Source organism: Priestia sp. 10L35 (assembly GCF_056395685.1).
Genome location: NZ_JBFTKA010000002.1, coordinates 1 through 19,400, shown reverse-complemented (window position 1 = coordinate 19,400; position 19,400 = coordinate 1). Strand labels below are relative to the sequence as shown.

The 19,400-nt window shown below is 39.1% G+C and carries 19 protein-coding genes and 4 tRNA genes; 2 read left to right on the top strand and 21 right to left on the bottom strand.

Translation table 11 applies throughout. The annotated features are described in order from the left end of the window. Positions 1 to 25 precede the first annotated feature (25 nt). The 6 genes from abc-f to AC1DEF_RS05975 all read right to left on the bottom strand — a co-directional run bounded on the left by abc-f (position 26) and on the right by AC1DEF_RS05975 (position 7,831). Entirely contained in the window at positions 26 to 1,654 is a 1,629-nt protein-coding gene (gene abc-f, locus AC1DEF_RS06000) for a ribosomal protection-like ABC-F family protein (protein ID WP_097825337.1), read from the bottom strand. Positions 1,655 to 2,024: 370 nt separating this feature from the next. Further along, the gene (gene melA / locus AC1DEF_RS05995) at positions 2,025 to 3,347 is read right to left on the bottom strand and encodes an alpha-glucosidase/alpha-galactosidase (RefSeq protein WP_013057450.1); all 1,323 of its coding nucleotides are present in this window, start codon (positions 3,345 to 3,347) and stop codon (positions 2,025 to 2,027) included. A 26-nt stretch (positions 3,348 to 3,373) separates the two neighbouring features. Beyond that, positions 3,374 to 4,204 carry a carbohydrate ABC transporter permease gene (locus AC1DEF_RS05990; RefSeq protein WP_014459693.1) on the bottom strand — a complete coding sequence of 277 codons (831 nt, stop codon included), beginning with the start codon at positions 4,202 to 4,204 and terminating at the stop codon, positions 3,374 to 3,376. Beyond that, entirely contained in the window at positions 4,204 to 5,136 is a 933-nt protein-coding gene (locus AC1DEF_RS05985) for a carbohydrate ABC transporter permease (protein ID WP_097825336.1), read from the bottom strand. Before AC1DEF_RS05985 ends, AC1DEF_RS05990 begins: the two co-directional genes overlap by 1 nt. A gap of 89 nt (positions 5,137 to 5,225) precedes the next feature. Next, complete coding sequence (locus AC1DEF_RS05980; RefSeq protein ID WP_097825335.1) at positions 5,226 to 6,485, bottom strand: ABC transporter substrate-binding protein; 1,260 nt, start codon at positions 6,483 to 6,485, stop codon at positions 5,226 to 5,228. 311 nt (positions 6,486 to 6,796) lie between these two features. Next, positions 6,797 to 7,831: a LacI family DNA-binding transcriptional regulator gene (locus AC1DEF_RS05975; RefSeq protein ID WP_097825334.1), complete on the bottom strand. Its 1,035-nt coding sequence runs from the start codon at positions 7,829 to 7,831 to the stop codon at positions 6,797 to 6,799. A gap of 333 nt (positions 7,832 to 8,164) precedes the next feature. Here AC1DEF_RS05975 and AC1DEF_RS05970 point away from each other — a divergent pair, with 333 nt between their 5' ends. Further along, positions 8,165 to 8,920, top strand: coding sequence for a hypothetical protein (locus tag AC1DEF_RS05970; RefSeq protein WP_097825333.1), 756 nt, complete (start codon positions 8,165 to 8,167; stop codon positions 8,918 to 8,920). 77 nt (positions 8,921 to 8,997) lie between these two features. Here AC1DEF_RS05970 and AC1DEF_RS05965 read toward each other — a convergent pair whose 3' ends face one another. The 4 genes from AC1DEF_RS05965 to AC1DEF_RS05950 all read right to left on the bottom strand — a co-directional run bounded on the left by AC1DEF_RS05965 (position 8,998) and on the right by AC1DEF_RS05950 (position 13,248). Further along, positions 8,998 to 9,360: an alpha/beta fold hydrolase gene (locus tag AC1DEF_RS05965; protein WP_255255825.1), complete on the bottom strand. Its 363-nt coding sequence runs from the start codon at positions 9,358 to 9,360 to the stop codon at positions 8,998 to 9,000. Between the two features lie 232 nt (positions 9,361 to 9,592). Further along, positions 9,593 to 10,729 (bottom strand): glycerate kinase, encoded by a 1,137-nt coding sequence (locus tag AC1DEF_RS05960; RefSeq protein WP_097825332.1) that lies wholly within the window; start codon positions 10,727 to 10,729, stop codon positions 9,593 to 9,595. Positions 10,730 to 10,751: 22 nt separating this feature from the next. Beyond that, entirely contained in the window at positions 10,752 to 12,020 is a 1,269-nt protein-coding gene (locus AC1DEF_RS05955) for a GntP family permease (RefSeq protein WP_097825331.1), read from the bottom strand. Positions 12,021 to 12,147: 127 nt separating this feature from the next. Continuing rightward, entirely contained in the window at positions 12,148 to 13,248 is a 1,101-nt protein-coding gene (locus tag AC1DEF_RS05950) for a sugar diacid recognition domain-containing protein (protein WP_255255824.1), read from the bottom strand. Between the two features lie 158 nt (positions 13,249 to 13,406). On the opposite strand from AC1DEF_RS05950, the gene AC1DEF_RS05945 reads away from it, so the two are divergent. Next, entirely contained in the window at positions 13,407 to 14,591 is a 1,185-nt protein-coding gene (locus AC1DEF_RS05945) for an iron-containing alcohol dehydrogenase (RefSeq protein ID WP_097825329.1), read from the top strand. Between the two features lie 32 nt (positions 14,592 to 14,623). On the opposite strand, the gene AC1DEF_RS05940 is transcribed toward AC1DEF_RS05945, so the two are convergent. From AC1DEF_RS05940 to AC1DEF_RS05890, 11 genes are all read right to left on the bottom strand, one after another. Beyond that, positions 14,624 to 14,803, bottom strand: coding sequence for a DUF805 domain-containing protein (locus AC1DEF_RS05940; RefSeq protein WP_477727318.1), 180 nt, complete (start codon positions 14,801 to 14,803; stop codon positions 14,624 to 14,626). 34 nt (positions 14,804 to 14,837) lie between these two features. Further along, positions 14,838 to 14,975: a DUF805 domain-containing protein gene (locus tag AC1DEF_RS05935; RefSeq protein ID WP_255255822.1), complete on the bottom strand. Its 138-nt coding sequence runs from the start codon at positions 14,973 to 14,975 to the stop codon at positions 14,838 to 14,840. Positions 14,976 to 15,135: 160 nt separating this feature from the next. Further along, a complete protein-coding gene (locus AC1DEF_RS05930) occupies positions 15,136 to 16,137 on the bottom strand; it encodes a DUF3231 family protein (protein ID WP_097825328.1) in 1,002 nt (333 codons plus the stop codon). 255 nt (positions 16,138 to 16,392) lie between these two features. Further along, complete coding sequence (locus AC1DEF_RS05925; protein ID WP_028408159.1) at positions 16,393 to 16,671, bottom strand: hypothetical protein; 279 nt, start codon at positions 16,669 to 16,671, stop codon at positions 16,393 to 16,395. 462 nt (positions 16,672 to 17,133) lie between these two features. Next, positions 17,134 to 17,544, bottom strand: coding sequence for a hypothetical protein (locus tag AC1DEF_RS05920; protein ID WP_097825327.1), 411 nt, complete (start codon positions 17,542 to 17,544; stop codon positions 17,134 to 17,136). Positions 17,545 to 18,024: 480 nt separating this feature from the next. Next, on the bottom strand, positions 18,025 to 18,231 hold the full coding sequence (locus AC1DEF_RS05915; RefSeq protein WP_016766132.1) for a hypothetical protein: 207 nt from the start codon (positions 18,229 to 18,231) through the stop codon (positions 18,025 to 18,027). A gap of 48 nt (positions 18,232 to 18,279) precedes the next feature. Then, positions 18,280 to 18,627, bottom strand: a complete 348-nt coding sequence (locus AC1DEF_RS05910; RefSeq protein ID WP_025753676.1) for a hypothetical protein — start codon at positions 18,625 to 18,627, stop codon at positions 18,280 to 18,282. A gap of 211 nt (positions 18,628 to 18,838) precedes the next feature. Next, positions 18,839 to 18,910: transfer RNA gene (locus tag AC1DEF_RS05905), tRNA-Glu, on the bottom strand. 39 nt (positions 18,911 to 18,949) lie between these two features. Continuing rightward, positions 18,950 to 19,026: transfer RNA gene (locus tag AC1DEF_RS05900), tRNA-Ile, on the bottom strand. Between the two features lie 69 nt (positions 19,027 to 19,095). Further along, positions 19,096 to 19,188: transfer RNA gene (locus AC1DEF_RS05895), tRNA-Ser, on the bottom strand. Positions 19,189 to 19,251: 63 nt separating this feature from the next. Beyond that, a tRNA-Pro gene (locus tag AC1DEF_RS05890) sits at positions 19,252 to 19,325 on the bottom strand. Positions 19,326 to 19,400 lie beyond the last annotated feature (75 nt).

The following is a 19,400-nucleotide window of genomic DNA, read 5'->3' as shown; positions in this document are numbered from 1 at the left end:
GTATTCATTATTAGGCGAAGTGATATTATCCTTCCTTTCTATTTAATCGTTTTCTTTCTTCTAACAGCTCTTCATATCTTTTTTCAAGCCGCTGCTTTTCTTTTCCTTCTGGCGTGATAGAAAGCTCGCTAATTACTTTTGTTAATTCTAGTTGAAGCGCAAGTTTCTCGGCTTCATTTTGCTGCTGTGACGCTTTTTTGCTTTTACCCGTATCTTCAATCGCCGCGAGCTCTGCTTTAGACTGTTTTAACGTCAAAACATGCGTCGCAAGCTTTTTAACAAAGTAACGGTCGTGCGTCACAAATAAAATCGTCCCTGGATAAGCTTTTAACACTTCTTGAAGCGCTTCTTTTGTATGAAGATCGAGATAGTTGGTCGGTTCATCTAAAAGAAGAACGTTGTAGTTTCCTAAAAAGACTTTTGCTAATGCCGTTTTCACTCGTTCTCCTCCGCTTAGCATCTCTACTTTTTTATACACGTCTTCACGTTTAAAAAGTAAGCGCGATAGTACCGTACGAATAAACTGCTCGGTGTACGGGCTGTCTTCTTTAATGTTTTCTAAAATGTTTTTAGCGGGATCTAGATTTTCAAGACGCTGATGGAAAAAGCCAAGTTTTACAGGCTTCGCAACCGTGATGCCTTCTGTTTGCTGCTCAATCATATTCAGCAGCGTAGATTTTCCGGCGCCGTTTTGACCGACAATCGCTACTTTCGCGCCTGGCTTCACACCGCCTTTTAGGTTTTGAAACAAGATATGGTCACCAGCTGATGCTGAGACTTTGTCAAAGCTTAGTACCTGCTTGCTGTGTACTTGGTGAAATTGAGATAAATCAAAATGAATTTCTTCCATTTCTTTTGGCTTTTCTTTTTTCTCTAGCTTTTCAATTCTTGTTTCAATCGCTTTTGCGCTTCTATCTAGCTTGGCTTTTTGTTTTCCGACCGCTCGTTTATGAAGTCTCGCTTCAGAGTTCCCCATACGGCTCGGCGCTTTTTTAAGCGACTTTGATTTTTGGCTTTTTTCTTCAGACGCCAGTTCAAGCCTCTGCTTTTCTTTTACATACTGCTCATACTCAAACTGCTGTCTTTCAATTGCATGTTTTTTTTGCGTCACATACTCTTGATAATTGCCTTCATAGCAGTGAACTTTGCCGTCTTCTACTTCCCAAATAGACGTACAGAGGCGGTTTAATAATTCTCGATCATGTGAAATCAGCAGCAAACTGCCTGTAAAAGCCTTCATTTCTTCTTCAAATTTCTCTACGCCTTTTACATCTAAGTGGCTCGTTGGCTCATCGGCTGCAAGTAGTTCCGCGCCCGATGAAAGAGCAGCAGCAATTTTCTTTCTGGTTTCTTCTCCTCCGCTAAGAAAGTCCGCTTCATTTGGCACGTTCCACTGACTTTTCATCTCGGGAGATACAGCTCCTGTAGGTTGAACGTCAAGCTGCGGAATCAGTGAGGAACAGCCATACGTTTGCACAATTCCTTGATCCGGACTCATTTTTTTCATTAAAATATGAAGCAAAGTCGATTTGCCTTCTCCATTTTTTCCAACAATTCCAATTCGCTCTCCGCGATGTACTTGAAGCTTCTCTGCTTGAAACAGCAGGCGGTCTCCATAGCTTTTTTCAATATTTATAGCTTCTAACAATAACATAAAAAAACCTCCCTAGGATTTCTAGAGAGGATTAGAGGTCATAATTAGGCATACGCAAATATGCACCCTTTTATAGAGTAAAAAAAGGGAGAAATCAATTCATATAAGACATATAGAAATGGCACCTAAAAATGTACAGACTAATCCTATCTAGACAAATGTTCATTTAAAATAAAGTTTTAAAAGAATGTCTAAAAAAATAGGATTACTTATCCATTGTCTACGGTACCTTTCCTTTCTTAGTATGAAATGACTTGCTTCTTACAGTGTATGATGAAGTTTTTTAAATGTCAATATCCATTTGGATGATATTCCCTCCTTTTCCTAAGCACAAAAAATCCTCAGCCGATCACAGCCGAGGATTCTTTTATTACACGTATTGGTTCACTTTACCTGTAAAATCAGGCAGCCACTCACCGTGAGCTTCAATTAAATCATCGCACATACGAATGATGTCATCCATGGATAATTCCGCATTTGTATGAGGATCTAGCATCGCAGCTTGATAGATGTGCTCTCTTTTTCTAGTGACAGCTGCTTCAATTGTTAATAATTGAGTATTAATATTCGTGCGATTTAACGCCGCAAGCTGCTCTGGTAAGTCTCCTACATAAGTCGGCATAATGCCGCTTCGGTCTACAACACATGGAACTTCTACGCACGCTTTTGTCGGCAGGTTACTAATTAAGCCTCCGGTATTTAATACGTTACCGGCAAATTTAAACGGCACGTTTGTCTCTATCGCTTCAATAATTCTAGAGCCGTACTCATGTGAACGTGTATGAGTTAGCTGACTGTTGTTGACCATTTCTTCTCTCATTGATTCCCAATTGCTAATTTGCTCTTCGCATCGGCGAGGATATTCATCAAGAGGGATGTTAAACTGATCAACAAGATTTGGATATTTATGTTTAATAAAGTATGGATGATACTCTGCATTATGCTCAGACGATTCGGTAATATAGTAGCCGAACTTATCCATTAGCTCAAAACGCACCATATCGTGATGCTTTGTCTTTTGCTTTTCTTTTGCTAGACGCTTGATTTCTGGGTATAAGTCTTGTCCATCTCTTTTTACTTCTAGCAGCCATGCCATATGGTTAATGCCTGCGATTTTCTCTTGTATTCCTTCATGATCCATTCCGAGAGAATCAAATAAATCTTTTGTACATACTTGAACACTGTGACAAAGGCCTACCGTCTTTACATTGGTATAGCGCAGCATTGCACCCGTTAGTGTTGCCATTGGATTGGTGTAATTTAAAAACAGCGCATCTGGACATACTTCTTCAATGTCTTTTGCAAAATCAAACAGCACTGGAATCGTGCGCAGTGATCTGAAGATTCCTCCAATTCCTACTGTATCTCCAATCGTCTGACGCAAGCCGTATTTTTTAGGAATTTCAAAATCAATGACGGTGCTTGGCTTGTATCCGCCTACTTGAATCGCGTTAATCACATACTTTGCTCCTGTTAAAGCTTCTCTTCGGTTTAAATAGGCTTTAACCGTAATATTCACTTTATAGTTTTCTTTTAAATTGTTTAGCATATTTTCCGAATCTCTTAAACGCTCAGCATCTATATCGTATAGCGCAAATTCAAAGCCAGCTAAAGCAGGCACAAACATGCAGTCTCCTAAAATATTTTTTGCAAAAACTGTACTTCCCGCTCCGATAAATGTGATTTTAGACATCGTCATCTTCCTTCCTCGTATTGGTTTTATCCTTTCACAGATCCTGATGAAAGCCCTGCAATAAAGTATTTTTGTAGCACTAAAAATAAAATGGTCATTGGAAGCATCGCAATAATCGCAGCTGCTCCTACTAAGCTAAGATTATTTTGATTTTCGGCAAAAAAGCTTGCTAACGTAACGGTTAATGTATGCATTTCCTTATCTTGAAGGAAGAAAATTGCAAACTGATAGTCGTTCCAAATATAGACGCTAGCAATAATTAAAATGGATGCAGTAACAGGCTTTAGCAGCGGAAATACGATTTTAAAGAAAATCGTTAACGTACCGGCACCGTCAATTCTTGCTGCTTCCTCGAGCTCTTTAGAAATAGTGGAGCGAATGAAGCCCGCATACAAAAAGATCGTTAGCGGCAAAAATGCTGCGACATTATTTAAAATGGCAATTTGGTACGTGTTCATCATTCCCATATTCACAACCATTTTGTACAGCGGAACTAGCGCTGTTAAAGGCGGTATTACCATCACGGCAATAAAGATAAAATAGACGTACTTATTTAATTTCGTTTGTCGGCGCGCTAAAGGATACGCAGCCATTGATCCTAAAAAAATAAGCAGAATCGCCGAAACGAATGTAATGATAAATGTATTAACAAAAGAGTTTCCTAAGTTCGCTTGCTCCCAAGCCGCTGTGAAATTTTCAAGGTGTATGCTTTTTGGAAATACCCATTTGGAACTAAAATCCCCGGTTGCTTTTAAAGAAGTCGTAACTAGAATATAAAAAGGGACAATATGAACGAGCGTTATACAAAGAGCTAGAAAGGTAAAAAATCGTTTTTTCCGTTTGTTTGTATAGTCCATCACGCTTCTGTCTCCTTTCGTTTAAAGTACACAAGTGCTGATAAGCTAATGACTAAGATAATAAGCGCCATGCACACACCTTGAGTTGCTGCATAGCCGGCGTCTTGTCTTCTAAAATATAAGTCATACATAAAAGTAGACATCGACTGTGATGCATCTCCAGGTCCTCCTCCTGTCAGCGCAACAATGACGTCAAACAGTTTTAAACCCCCGATAATATTTAAAACGACGTTAATTGTAATAGAAGGCATAAGCAATGGAAGAGTGATGTTTTTAAACTGCTGAAGAGCAGATGCTCCGTCAAGCTGCGCTGCCTCGTAGTAATCTTTTGAAATACTTTGCAGCCCCGCTAAATAAATAATCATCGCAATTCCAACAAATTGATACGTATTGACGAACACGATAATCCAAGAATTAAGCTCCGGAGTTCCCAAAGCATTAATCTTCTCAAAGCCTAAAAATACAAGAAGGTCATTTAAAGCGCCTCCTTGGTAGGCAAAAAAGAAGTACCAGATATACCCCATAATAATTGGGCTGATAATAACCGGAAGGTAGACAATTGTTCTTGTTACAGCTTTCATTTTAATGCTTTGATTCAGAAGCAAAGCGTATAACAAGCCAATAATATTTTGAAAAATAGTACTGCCTATTCCGTAGAGCAGCGTATTTTTTATCACAAGCCAAGTCGTTGGATCTGCAAGCAAACGTTTATACTGCTGGATCCCAATCCAATCGTACGTTTGTGAAAATCCATTCCAATTAGTAAAGGAAAGTCTAATTCCGTTAATAAAAGGATAGATAATAAAAACGGTGATAATTACTAAGCCGGGAAGGTACATCCACCATAAAGAGGATTCTGTTTTTAATTTTTTCTTTCGTTTTTCCGTATCTCTTACTACAGAAACTGGCTCTTTCCTGACTAATTCATTCATCGTGTTCACTCCTATTTCAGCTTGTGTTGAAAAGAAGCAGGAGCCTATCTCCCTGCTTCTCGGCGAACAAGGAACTTTTGCACACTATTCTATTGTTTACTGAGACGCTTGTACTCTTTTTCCATCTCATTTGATAATTGCTTTGGCGTTAAACTTCCCGCTAGGAATTCTTGACCTGTAGAAGACATTACTGCCCACATGCCGCTCGGTAAATACTTTCGGTCGAAGTATGGCTCAACTTTAATATCGTTATACTTATCGTAGTATTCAGAGTAGTAGTTTTGGGTTTTATTGTTTGTCAGAGCCGATGCTGAAGACGTTCCTTCTGCAATTTTTTTGGCAACTTCCGGCTGTGACACAAATTCAATAAATTTCTTGGCTTCTTTAAGGTGCTTAGAATCTTTCCACGCAGCAAGAGTAAAGCGCTCTCCGCCGATCCAGCTTTGCGTACCGCCTTTATGAATAGCAGGCACCGGTATCGTTCCTACTTTTACTTCAGGATTTAATTCTGTTGCATCCGGCCCAAGAGATCCGCCAACAAATGTAAAAGCAATTTTATTTTGAGCCATTAATTCTGTTGCTTGAGATACTTTTGCGGTTAATACATCTTCATTCAGCAATCCTTTTTTCTTCATTTCTGCCATTGTTTCCGCTAGCGGCGTGTAGTTTGACCAATTAAATGTTCCTTTTTCCAACTGCTTAGCGTAGTTCTTATTTTTTGCTGTAATAAGCTGAGGTGTAGCCAGCTGATCAAACACTTGAGCAATATTGCCATTTTCTCCTCCTGGGATCCATAGAGGCGCTACTTCTCCTTTACTTTTCTTCTTTACTGTTTCTAACGCTGTTATAAATTCATCTATTGTGTTAGGAGGCTTTATTCCGTATTTTTCTAATAGCGTCGCATTATAACTAATTCCGTCTTTTGCTTGATTTAAAGGATACGCATACACTTTGCCGCTTTTATCTTTTAAAATTTGATTCAGCGCCGGATCTAAATGCTGAACCCAATCCATATCTTTTAAATCTGCTACATACTCCCCGTAGCGAAGCTGAGACCAGCCGTGCGTATCAAATAAATCGGGCATATCATTTGCACCCATTTTCACACGAAGCATATCTTCATAGCCGTTACCCGGAAAATTCGCATCAATTTTAATATCTGGATTTTGTTTTTCAAATTCTGCAATCGCATTTTGAAGCGCTTTTCTCTCCCCTTTATTACTCATCGTAGAAAAAAGCGTTAGCGTTGTTTTCCCATTTCCGCCTGTTGCCGCTTCTTTATTTCCGCAGCCCGCTGCCACAACAGAAAAGACTAGTAATAGAACGAAAAGATACGTAAGCTTTTTCATTTATCTTTTTTCCTCCTTATACTCTATCAAGACATAAATAACTGAATATTCAGTTATTTATACATAGACAAATTCATTGCACAACGAAATAAAGTCACTTATAATTTAATCCTATACTTTTACAAAGGTTCAAAGAGTCCTAGAGATGAAAAAGCTTTTTCATTTACATACTTATCTGCCAATAAGTATGTAGTTTCTAGGGCTTTTTAACCTGCTTTTTCTATGGTTTTTTCTATTTTTCTTCCCCCTCATCACTCTTTATGTATGAATTCTTCTTTTCTATCACCCCCTTTCAAGTTATAGCTTTTAGGCTACTGTTTTTTGAGTAAGGCTCCGCAGCTTTCACGATAAATTAATTTAGTCGGCACCATGACTTTTAAAGGAACGGATCTGCCGCTTAACCGATCTACTAGCATTTTAACAGCCTGCCTTCCCATTTCTTCAGTATATACTTTAACCGTTGTGAGCGGCGTGCTCGCAAATGCTGCGATGTCCACATCATCAAAGCTTACAATCGCTACGTCTTCAGGAACCTTTATATTTGATTGCTGCAGGGCACGCATTGCTCCTATCGCCATTGCATCACTTGCGATAAAAAATGCCTCCGGAAGATTTCCTTGCTTAATCGCTTGTCCCATCAGCTCATAGCCTTCAGTCATTGAGTACTCTCCTATATAAACTTTCTCAGAATCGAGCAGGCCTTTTTCATGCATAACGCGTTCAAAAACCGTTTGACGCTGATCTTCAATAATAGAACTTCCATTGATATAATGTTCTCTTTCTGTCCCTCCGATATAGCCAATTCTTTTATAACCGAGATCAAATAAATGATTTAATGCGTGTTTAGTAGCTTTCTCAAAATCAATCATGACCGAATCGTACAAATCCTCATCCGCTTTGTGATTAATAAAAACAATAGTATCTAAATGATTGCTCACTTCTTGAACCGTTTCTGGACTAACTCTTCCCACTACAATCACTCCATCAAGATCCTGCAACAGCTCTTCTTGCTTCATGCCTTTTAGCCTAAATGACTTTACTGTAAAAATTTCTTTTTCTGCGCATTCACTTTCTATTCCATGGCGAATAGAGGAGAAAAAAGGGTCTACTAACTCTTCTTCAAGGGATTGAGCAAAAATAATACCTATTTGAGGAGCTTCTATATCCTTTCCGTTTGCCGTTCCTTTTCGTATCTTCACGGGCGTATATTGCAGCTCTTTGGCTGCATGGAGAATGCGTTCACGAGTAACCTCAGATACAGAAAGCGTATGATCATTATTTAGTACTCTGGATACAGTTGAACTGGAAACATTAGCGTACGCCGCTATATCTTTTAAAGTTGCCATCTTTTTACCTCTCTATTATAATCTTCTATTTTTACTAAATATTTATCTCTTATATTGGAAGAATAGCACATTAATAAAACGCTTTCAATAAATAATTTTAAAATTTCAGTAAATTTATTAAAATATTCTCCAAAATCCTTCATTTCTTTTGTTAGTTTCGCTGTTAAAATGACAAAAACGCTGCTATTACTACTTTGTTTTTATCAAACCGTACTAAAACTTAAGTAAACTTTTAGTAAATATTAATTTTCGTAAGAATTTGTTCATATTTGATATAAAACGGTTTGTTGGGGAAAATAAAAGAAGAAATAATGATAAGGAAAGAGAGAGCCTATGATTAGCCAACATTCTTATTTTCAACAATGTCTGCCTGCCCTTCAACAATTGCATAATATGAATTTTACGAAAGAACAGCTGTTGCAAAAAGACTTTTTAATCGCTCAAGAACGTGAATTAAGCATGTACTACTCGCCTCATAACGATTACATAAATCCAGACGCTCATATTGTCATTGCCGGCATCACACCAGGCTGGTTTCAAATGAAAACCGCTTTTAAACAATGCGTTTCCAGCCTGTCTCATCATCATCAGCTTGAACAAGTCCTGTACGAAACAAAAAAAGCAGCTAGCTTTAGCGGAACGATGAGAGTCAATTTAATAGACATGTTAGATCAATGCGGAATTGCAAAAGTCATGGGCATTAACGGTGCCGCTGAGCTATTTGCTTCACAGAGAGATTTGCTGCATACAACGTCCGTACTGAAATATCCTGTGTTTTATAAAGGAAAAAACTACACGGGGCACCAGCCGCCAATTGAACGCTCAGCCCTTCTTTCTCGCTATGCCTTTGAAGTGTTTCCACATGAATTGAGCGAAATAAAGAATCCATGTTTAATTGTTCCACTAGGAAAAGCGGTTGAGAATGTTTTAAGAAAGCTTTCAAATGAACCTTCGTTTTCTAGGCATACGTATTTATTTGGCTTTCCTCATCCATCCGGAGCAAACGGACATCGAAATCGGATATTTGAAGAACACCTAGATGAATTCACGGGAATTGTGGAGGACTGGGCTGTAAAAAGAAAGAGCTGAAAATAGTTTCAGCTCTTTTTTTGCTATAATTATGTAAAAATACGCCTACACGGAGGTCCGTTTTTATGTTAACAAATTTAGAAGAATACACTATTTTCTACGGTACGTTTTTTATCCGTAATGTCACTCCATCCGTATCCAAATGGTTCTACTACCACAACTTTATTATCCTTCGACAGTTCATTTACTAAAGGTTCAAAATCGAGTGCAGGCGCAGTCGTTCCCAAGCCGCTTAGTAGTACAATTGTATTTTCCCCTTTACCTTTTGTATATACATGAATATCTCTGCCATTAACCTCTACTAATTGACCAATAGGCGGGTACTTTTTCTTTTCTACTGCCGTTATAACTTGATTCGTTACAACCCAAATGATGCATCTCCCTAACATAGCTACTATCATGTTTCGTAAAATTCTCAAGAACCTAAACTTTTTTTGCACGTTTACCTCTCCTTTCCGTAAGTAGCATTTAACAAGCAGATGCCCATGCTAGCGAATCTTTGTAACTGCTTACTTACTATGACGCTTCAGAAAACGTTTAGTTCTATTTCCTATATAAAATTCAAAAGAATGATAGCAGCTTACTTCAGTACTAAACGAAAAAAAGGCCTCTTCTGATGAAAGAGACCTTTTACTATTTATTAAAAAGAGAACAATAAAAACTGTAACTTCTTCACTTGATGCCTAAGCGTATAACTGACGCCACGTTTTTAGCGGTTCTTTCAATGTTTTCAACGGCTTTTGCCAGTGCTTCTGACAGGTCGACCGCCCCGGGCACGACGCTGAATAAAGCAGAAATACCGTGTTCATACACAGCTTCGCTTCCCGCTCCAATGCTCCCTGCTATCGCTATCACGGGAACGCTATGCTTTTTTGCTGTTTTTGCTACGCCAATGGGGGTTTTTCCGTAAATGGTTTGTCCATCTATTCTTCCTTCACCGGTAATGACAAGGTCAGCATCTTTAATATAGCTTTCTAGCTGAGTAGCTTCAATGACAATGTCTACACCTGGCTTTAACTCCGCAGATAAAAATGCCAGCAGGCCCCCTCCTAGTCCTCCTGCCGCCCCGGCACCAGGAACGTTCTGAATATGAATATCCATTTCTTTTTCAATAACTGCTGCGTAATGAGCTAGATTACGGTCAAGCTGTTTAACTATATCAGGAGTTGCGCCTTTTTGAGGGCCAAATACCGCAGATGCTCCGGTTTCACCCGTTAACGGATTGTCTACATCGCAAGCCACTTCTACTTTGACTTCAGCAAGCCGGGAATCCAAGTTTGTCAGATCAATAGCAGCTAACTGGTTTAAACTGCCGCCTCCTTCTTTTATTTCTGCTCCGTTAGCATCAATAAGCTTTGCCCCTAAAGCTTTTGCCATACCGGCTCCTCCATCATTTGTAGCACTTCCTCCGATGCCAATAATGATATGCTTCACTTTATGATCTAACGCTTTGAGAATGAGCTCACCGGTTCCTCGCGTTGTTGTGATAAACGGATTGCGTTTATCCACCGGAACATGATGAAGGCCTGAAGCGGCTGCCATTTCAATAACAGCCGCTTTGCCGTCTCCAAGAATTCCATAAAAAGCTTCCACCTCTTTACCTAAAGGTCCCGTTACTTTAGCTTGTATGATTTGTCCGCCCGTCGCGTCCACAAGCGACTGAACGGTTCCTTCTCCTCCGTCTGCCATAGGTACTTTACTAATCTCCGCGTTAGGAAAATGAGTTCTTATTCCTTTTTCAACCGCTTCACAAACGTTCAGAGCTGTTAAGCTTTCTTTAAATGAATCCGGTGCAATCACAATTTTCATGCGTAAACACTCCTTTTAGTTTTTAGCCATATAGCTTTAATACACCAAATATCAGCGTGGATACAATTGCCATAATGAGTCCAATAAGCGATTCGTAAGGGATTAATTTTAAACGTTCTTTTATTTTCATATTTACACTTCCGCCCGTTGCGTGGAAAAAGCTTCCGTGCGGGAGGTGATCAAGTACGGTCGCCCCGGCATGAACCATAGCAGCTCCGGCTAAAGCAGAAACGCCTAGCTCTAAAATTGTCGATCCAAAAACTTGGCTTGCGACTGCTGTTCCTGCCGTTGTCGAAGCGGTTGCCGCTGACATAAAAATACCTGAAACCGGAGCTAAAACATAAGCGGGCAATCCAATGGCAGACAAGCCTTGAATAATAACGTCTTTTAGCTGGGAGTTAGCAATAATACCTGCTAATGTCCCCGTTCCAAGTAGCATAATGGCTACACCTGACATTTTTCCTAATCCAGAAATAGCATATGTATTAAGCTGTTTTCCTTTTTTCATCACAATAGCACCAACAATTCCTCCTACAGGAAGCGCAACCATTGGATCAATATTAAGGTCAAAAAGCGGTCGCAGTGCCAGCAGCACGATGGTAACAATGGGTGCTATGATGGCTGTTAAAAACAGCGGCAAGCTGCTTGCATCCACTGTATCTATTTCTTCAGCTTGAACCATTGTTCCTTTTTTCACTAATCGTTTGGCTACTAGATAAGTGACCGCTACGCCAAATACAGCGGGAATAATTCCTGCAGCCATCACGGATGTAAGCGGAATATTAAATGCATCCGAAGCAGCAATAGCGTTAGGATTAGGAGACATTAAATTTCCTGCCTTTCCTCCTCCAATCATTGCTAATAAAATAGCAGGCTTTGACATACCCGTACGTTTAGCAATGGCTAAAGCAATAGGCGCCACTGTGATCACAGCCACATCAACAAACACACCTACTGTCGTAAGAATGAGTGTGGCTAGCGCTAGAGCTAAAAGCGCTTTTGTTTCCCCTAGTTTTTTTACAATGGTTTCTGCTATAACCGCTGCAGCACCCGATTCTATTAATACCCCGGCCAATATACCAGCTGCAAGAATCCGCAGCACTGCGGGAATGATGCCTTGTGCCCCTTCAATCATTAAATTAACGGTATCAGCAATATTAACTCCGCCAATCAGTCCGCCAAGTAAAGCTCCGGCTATCATTCCGTATGCGGGAGCTACTTTCTTTAAGATTAATATAATAGCAATTACTAATGCACAAATCGCGCCTAACGCGCTTACTTGAACGTCCATAAAGCCATCCCCTTTCTTATTTCTCCTGTCCCTAATGTTAATTGTAAGCGCTATCTTATATTCTTTCATTAGTCACTTCAACAGAAAAAGACCTCACTATCGCAAGATCTTTTATGCACGTGCACAGTTATGAAATTTTAGATAGCAGTAGCGCTACATACAGTTCAAGAAGGTCTTTGACTTTTCTTGGATCTTTTCCCGTAATGCTTTGGATTTTATCTAGACGGTAGCTTAGCGTATTTCGATGTATAAAAAGCTTTTTAGCTGCTGTGCTTCCTTCGCCATTTTCTTCTATGTAGACCGTTAACGTTTCGATAAGTTCTTTTTTCTTATCGTATTCCTTCAGCTTTTCATAGTGATGCAACAGATCATGATTTTCTTGAAAACCGGCGCTTTGACGTAACAGCACGGGAATTTGATAATCCGAATAGCAGTAGAAAACAGCTTCTGGGTGAAGCTTTGAGCCGACGGCAAGCGTATCTTTTGCCTGCTGATAAGATACATGAAGGCCTTTAAAGTCAGCTTGAACAGATCCTGCCGCTAACTTACACACCATACCAGACGCCCGAAGCTGTTTTTCCAGCTGTTCCGCATAGCTGCTAGCGCTGCCTGCTTCTGTAGATTTTAATATGACCACTCCGTCTGGAAGCATAGCGTATAGGTCATTGTTAGCTATGTATTTCTTTACAAGCTTCATAACTTCATGGCGATTGTCCGCTGTAACAATCACTGCCACTCGTGGAAGGTATAAATTAACATCAAAGCGATTCGCCCGGTCAAAAAATAAAGAGTCAAACGGCTCTTCTTGCTGAAGAAGCTGATGAACCACCTCTTCTTTTAATCGCTCATCCCATTGAATTTCCTCTATTAAAATCATTTCTTGAAAAATCATTTCAGCCGCCATGCGCACGAGTTCTCCGTAATTACGAATCTGTTCTGGCAGTCCTGTTAATCCCACGACTCCAACAATTTCTCCGTTAAAGAAAATAGGCAAATTCACGCCCGGTTTAGCCCCGCGCAGCGAGTCAGCCTGCTGTTGAGTAATTTCGTAGGAACTGCCGCTTTTTAATACCATCAACGCTCCTTCGTGGATTTGATTCATTCGCTTTTTGTCACCCGAACCAATAATGACTCCTTTTTCGTTCATCACGTTAATGTTGCAATCAATAATCTCCATCGTTCTACACACAATTTTCTGAGCTAATTCTTTTGTTACGTATCTCAACATTTCCCCATCCTTTGCCTCTGTGAAGTAAAGCTCAATTTTTTCGTGACAGCTAATTTGTATTCAATGAAAAATTTGCGATACTTCATTATAATATACGTAGAAGCAAAACCACATCTTTGAAACCGCCAACAAAACAGTGCCTATAGGAGGATAAAAGAATGACTGTGTCAAAACTAGTTTTTACCCCTCTTAGCTATACAGGATGGGGATCACTTCAGCAACTGCTTCCGGAAGTAAAAAAATATCACCCTGCTCATATTTTAATTGTCACAGATCCCGTGTTAAAAGACATTGGACTTGTGGATAAAGTGAGTTCTCCCCTCATTAAAAATGGATACGAAGTAGATGTATATGCAGATACGGCACCAGAACCGCCTTTAGCACTCGGTGAAAAACTCGTATCCTACGCAAAAAGCCGAAAATTTGATTTAGTCATTGGGGTTGGCGGCGGCAGCGCGTTAGATTTAGCAAAACTTACGGCCGTTTTAGCCGTTCACGACGGCGCTGTAGAAGAATACTTGAACTTAACTGGTACAAAACAAATTTCAAAAAAAGGTCTTCCTAAAATTTTAATTCCCACAACTTCCGGCACGGGCTCAGAAGTAACGAATATTTCTGTATTATCTCTTGAAAGCACCAAAGACGTTGTGACCCACGACTATTTGCTTGCAGACGCTGCGATTGTAGATCCTGAGCTTACGCTAAGCGTGCCTTCTAAAGTAACGGCGGCTACAGGGGTTGATGCATTAACTCATGCCGTTGAAGCTTATGTATCAGTAAATGCAAATCCAGCAACCGATGCCTTAGCACTAAAGGCTATACGCATGATTAGCTCTTCTTTGCGAACAGCTGTAGAAAATGGCAAAGATAAAGAAGCGCGAACTCAGATGAGCTACGGAAGCTATTTAGCGGGCCTTGCTTTTTTTAACGCTGGTGTTGCTGGTGTTCATGCGCTTGCTTATCCGTTAGGTGGACAGTTTCATATTTCACACGGTGAATCAAACGCCGTATTGCTTCCATATGTGATGGGTTACATACGCAGCAGCTGTGTGGAAAAGATGCGAGATATTTTTGAAGCACTGGGCGGAAACGCTAACTCTTTATCAACAGAAGAAGCTTCTTATCAGTGTGTAAAACAGCTGCAGTCACTTGTCGAAGACGTAGGCATTCCTCAAACCCTTCGCGGATTTGATATTCCAGAAAGTGCCCTTCAAAAGCTAACAGAAGATGGCGTCCAGCAAAAACGAATTCTTGCTCGCAGCCCTTTGCCTCTTCATGAGAAAGACATAAGAGCTATTTACCAATCGGCTTATGATGGCGCTATAGTAGAACCTGTCCACTAAAAAACTCCCCCTTACCTAAGGGGGAGTTCTAATTATGCTGCTTTGGCCATTGTACCGAAACGATTTTCTTTTGGATCGCTAGGCTGACAGAATAAAATAATCAGCCAAATACCGCCAATCAGTGGAACCAATGTAATAAGCTGCCACCATCCGCTTTTTCCCGTATCGTGGAGTCTTCTTGCTCCTACCGCTAACGAAGGGACTGCAATCAATAGCGAATAGATTACCGGCAGAAAAAGAGGCTTATCAATAACGAGCTGAATGAATGAAAGAAAGAATAAATGAAATAACAAAGTTGACCAATACAAACATCCAGTATTCAGTTCGGCTTGCTCTGCCAGAAAACGTCCCGTAATTTTTCAACACTTTTATGTACCACTTCATATGCAACAACCTCCCTTTTTAGTATAAAATTGTAAATTTATAGTTTATATATCCTTTTTATTCAAAAAACAAACCGTTAAACGAACAAATAACGACATTTTTTATGCAAAAGAAAAAACTTCTTTCAAAAAAAGAAGTTTTCGTAATGTATTATGCTTTTCTATTTAATCAAATCATTTCGGTCTTCCATACTTGGCGGTTCTTCAAGCCATCCGTTTTTAGCCATGATTTTTCCCCCGTCTTGCCCGTATGTTAAAATGTCTTTGGCGGTACTGACAAGAGTAAGAGGAAGATCTCCACGTAAACTAAACGCAGTGCCTAAAGCGTTGCTTCCTAGCCCGAAACTGCAGAATAAACTCACGCAGTACATCATTAGTTTATCTGAAAAGGGTGCTACTTTTGACTCGGTCGCTTTCGCTCCCCACGTCGCAGGCGTCTGAATATCGCTTTCCAAAAGAATTTTACTATAATCACTTACAATTTTTTTAGCCAGCTCTTTTCCTTTTACAAAGTACTTCTTCACTTGAGGCTCACTTGCTACTTGAGCGAACCCTGTGATCATTTGCATGCCAAAAATGTTGCTTTCAATTGCGTAATAAATATGTGCTACCTCTACAGTATTTAATGCCCGTTTACTCGAAAATAAATGGATTCCATTCATGTAATCTGTGCCTTCAGCAAACTTCGCTTTTTTAGGTACGGAAACAGCTGGAGGCCTTGGAAGCACGTTTTTATCCTGAAGATAATCTATACATTTGTCATAGCCATTTTGCGTGAAAGCGGTAAGCTCTTTATAGAGAGAGATTATGTCTTTTCTGTAGGACATGGTTAAATGAAGCGTATGTAGCCCCATACTAATTTCTTTTAAAAGGCGAAGAAACATAATATCAAACATCTTATCATAGAGCTTAGGAACGCCTATATTTACATCTTTTTCTGTATATCCTACTGGTATGGAAGCCCCTTCATTCTGTAAAATTGTTTTGATATCTTCAATGTAGTTCACCACTTGCCTATGCGTATCTTGCATAATTTCTTTTGCCCCGTCATCTTCTGCGTGCGCAATAAAATATTCTAAAATTCTTCCGATCATTGTCTTTTGCTGATAGGTCATCCAAAGAGTAGCAATTTCACTTGAACTTAACGGTATTTCTTGACTCATGCACTCAACCTCCTGCTAGGGATACATACGTAAATCTTCATTTATTCAAGAGTGGGTATCTGTAATGAAGACTTTATGCTAGACCTTAACATTCGCCCCCGCAGTCAGATACACAACTCTGTCTCTTCCTCAATTAATTCTGCTTCATTTACTATGCACAAATTGGAAGAATTCTATGTATTTACCCTCGCTTTTAAATGGAGGAAACAAAAAAAGCCCCCTCTCATTAAAGGCGCTTTTTCAAAGAAAACGTTTTTATTCCATCGTATCAGAAATCCTTTTGTAGCTTCCGCATTTTTTTAGATATTGAATAATATCTTGATCTTTTACACGCTGAATAGCTGATCCGAACAGTTCTGCTGCTACCTGCATGCGTTCATGTTTATGTTCAATGGTCATAATATATCGAAGCGCATCCACAACCGGTGCATTGTGACGTGTACGACGAGTTATGTACTCGTGAATGGCTTCATTTAACCCTTCCGATTCCGCTTGTTGAAACTCAGGTTTTCTTACTACTTGACTATATACCACTTTTTCGCCACTCCTTCTCCTCATTTTTAATCATTTTTATCTTTCTTTTATTTCCATTTCCCTAACAAAAAGGAAACAAAACATGCAATGTTAACTTTTTTTAGAGTTTTCTAGCAGATGCATTTAAAGAGCATAGGTTTGATCCTTATAAGGAAACTATGATATATTTTTTGTCTATACAGACTATACACAGTAAGGAATGAGGTATTTAGATATGAATAAAGCTGAATTTATTGATGCTACAAAGGCTCCAGCCTTTAAGCCAGGAAAAGAATTTAAAGAAGCTGTTAAATAAAGAATCTAATGCTGGGTATAAAGTAAAACAAGCAGGCTCTTAATAATTAAGAATCTGCTTGTTCTGTTCTATATAAAGGCTATTTCAGTAAGTTATTTTATTTTTTCTAAAAAGATACATATCTAACAGCATATTAACAAGCAATAGATTAAGCTACTACATTTATTTTAATATACAGTTGAGCTAGATAGAATATCTTTATGAAAACGTACTGTTTCAGAACTATAAGTCGTCATATTTAGTACACTTTTTATAGAATATGAGATGAGGATACCCCCATCTTCCAGTGTACTCACCCAATAAGGATGAAAGGGTATTAAAAAATAAAATCGCTTATCAAGTTTTTCTAAAACAAATGGTTCGGTAACATTTTTAGTTTCTAAATTACCAACAGAGACATCAATTTTATCACCTATTCTCATCCCACCATAACCCTCTATACAAATTTCAATAAATCCAGTTTCTTGAAGTAATTCTAATTCAGCTTCTCCGACGTAATCATATCTTTCTAGTATGTTCGTTCCATTTTTAATTGATTGACGTACGAAATCCCCGTCATAATAAAAAACAAATGGCAATTCTAAATCTTTTAAGTCAATAAGATTTTGTATGGTGATAGTACCAACTCCTTTATACCAACTTGTTTATTATTATAACATTATTGGCTATTCCAACGTTTTATCTCATATTCTTGATATGTGCTTCCCTTTTAAATGTAGTCTACATGGGAATCAAAGCAAACTTATTTAGAATTAGCATTGTGAATCCCATTCAAAGCATAGCCAAACTACATACTCGAATGCAGCTACTCTGTCTTGGACTGTATTTTATCTTCCACTTTTTCTTTTAAATCAGAGGTAGGCATGAAGAAAGAGACATTTTACAATAAGGTAAAAGTATATGAGGCAAGGAAGTAAAGTTTTCTTCGTTTCCTAATTTTATTGGACGTCCTAACAAAATAAGTGACTCAACAGTTTGTTCATAATCAAGCTTATAGCTTCAATAAAATCACAGTTTTTTTAAAATACGTTGATTAAAAAAACACCCTGAGAGGATGTTTAATAGTTAGCTTGTAAAGCTTCACTCTTTTTCTTTAGTTTTTGACTTTCTTCTTCTAACTCAATAATTTTATTTTGGAGCTCTGTATTATCAAAGTCTTGCTCTAACTCTTCAGATAGCTTTATTCGCTGTTTATGAATTTCAATTCGTTGTTTAGCAATCGCTTCTACTTCTTTGTTTAATTGTAATTGTTCATATGGATTCATATAAATTCCTCCCTTACTTTCACTTTCAACACAAGAAGACAGATTCCTTTAAAATAAAGTCCAGTGAGTGTTCCCTATAAACATGCTAATGGCCCCAAACGCACTAGCAATAAAACTAAAATTCCATACAGTGCGCATCCAAACTGCTAAAGAACCATATGTCTTTTTAAAGGCTACTTCACGCATAAAGATGAGATAAAGAACTGTAAACCCATATACACCAAATGCTACCCATTGAAAAGTTTCTTGAATTTGTGGAACTATTAGAACAACTGCTACTAAAGCTACGGTGAAAATGAGGTTCACAATCATAAAGAAGCTGACGAAACGCATCCACTTAAATCCCTTTTCGTCTAGTTCCGCAGCACCTTGGTTTTTTCGCTTTAATTCCTCCATTATTCATTACCCCTAGTATTCAGTTTTATCCATTATAGCACGTTATCCTAGTGTTATTCTTAAAGTACTAGTATCGTTATGTTCAAATTTCAGAGATTAGACTCAAAAATTTTGAAGTTTTCACATTAGAATTTTATACAGTCTCAATCAAAATCTGTAGTTATCTAACATAAATAAAAGAGCAGTTTGCATTTGCAAACTGCTCTTTCGATGACCCGTACGGGATTCGAACCCGTGTTACCGCCGTGAAAGGGCGGTGTCTTAACCACTTGACCAACGGGCCGTGATTGTTTTTTAAGTTTAACTTAACGGTTTGTTATACTGGTGGGCCTAAGTGGACTCGAACCACCGACCTCACGCTTATCAGGCGTGCGCTCTAACCAGCTGAGCTATAGGCCCATAATCCTCATATGTATCTAAAATGGCAGGGGCAGTAGGAATTGAACCCGCGATGATGATAAAAATAAATGGAGGAGGAAGAGGGATTCGAACCCCCGCGGGCTTTGACACCCCTGTCGGTTTTCAAGACCGATCCCTTCAGCCGGACTTGGGTATTCCTCCGATATTGTAACTGATGAACCTTCTACTCTAAACAATTAAACTAAGGTCCTATGATACTTCTGATCGGGAAGACAGGATTCGAACCTGCGACCCCTTGGTCCCAAACCAAGTGCTCTACCAAGCTGAGCTACTTCCCGTTYATGGCGCGCCCGAGAGGAGTCGAACCCCTAACCTTTTGATCCGTAGTCAAACGCTCTATCCAATTGAGCTAC

What these genes read in the sequence shown, in the direction of transcription:
- abc-f (WP_097825337.1), bottom strand. Translation starts at nt 1,654, where the DNA reads ATGTTATTGTTAGAAGCTATAAATATTGAAAAAAGCTATGGAGACCGC.
- melA (WP_013057450.1), bottom strand. Translation starts at nt 3,347, where the DNA reads ATGTCTAAAATCACATTTATCGGAGCGGGAAGTACAGTTTTTGCAAAA.
- AC1DEF_RS05990 (WP_014459693.1), bottom strand. Translation starts at nt 4,204, where the DNA reads ATGGACTATACAAACAAACGGAAAAAACGATTTTTTACCTTTCTAGCT.
- AC1DEF_RS05985 (WP_097825336.1), bottom strand. Translation starts at nt 5,136, where the DNA reads ATGAATGAATTAGTCAGGAAAGAGCCAGTTTCTGTAGTAAGAGATACG.
- AC1DEF_RS05980 (WP_097825335.1), bottom strand. Translation starts at nt 6,485, where the DNA reads ATGAAAAAGCTTACGTATCTTTTCGTTCTATTACTAGTCTTTTCTGTT.
- AC1DEF_RS05975 (WP_097825334.1), bottom strand. Translation starts at nt 7,831, where the DNA reads ATGGCAACTTTAAAAGATATAGCGGCGTACGCTAATGTTTCCAGTTCA.
- AC1DEF_RS05970 (WP_097825333.1), top strand. Translation starts at nt 8,165, where the DNA reads ATGATTAGCCAACATTCTTATTTTCAACAATGTCTGCCTGCCCTTCAA.
- AC1DEF_RS05960 (WP_097825332.1), bottom strand. Translation starts at nt 10,729, where the DNA reads ATGAAAATTGTGATTGCACCGGATTCATTTAAAGAAAGCTTAACAGCT.
- AC1DEF_RS05955 (WP_097825331.1), bottom strand. Translation starts at nt 12,020, where the DNA reads ATGGACGTTCAAGTAAGCGCGTTAGGCGCGATTTGTGCATTAGTAATT.
- AC1DEF_RS05950 (WP_255255824.1), bottom strand. Translation starts at nt 13,248, where the DNA reads ATGTTGAGATACGTAACAAAAGAATTAGCTCAGAAAATTGTGTGTAGA.
- AC1DEF_RS05945 (WP_097825329.1), top strand. Translation starts at nt 13,407, where the DNA reads ATGACTGTGTCAAAACTAGTTTTTACCCCTCTTAGCTATACAGGATGG.
- AC1DEF_RS05935 (WP_255255822.1), bottom strand. Translation starts at nt 14,975, where the DNA reads ATGAAGTGGTACATAAAAGTGTTGAAAAATTACGGGACGTTTTCTGGC.
- AC1DEF_RS05930 (WP_097825328.1), bottom strand. Translation starts at nt 16,137, where the DNA reads ATGAGTCAAGAAATACCGTTAAGTTCAAGTGAAATTGCTACTCTTTGG.
- AC1DEF_RS05915 (WP_016766132.1), bottom strand. Translation starts at nt 18,231, where the DNA reads ATGAATCCATATGAACAATTACAATTAAACAAAGAAGTAGAAGCGATT.
- AC1DEF_RS05910 (WP_025753676.1), bottom strand. Translation starts at nt 18,627, where the DNA reads ATGGAGGAATTAAAGCGAAAAAACCAAGGTGCTGCGGAACTAGACGAA.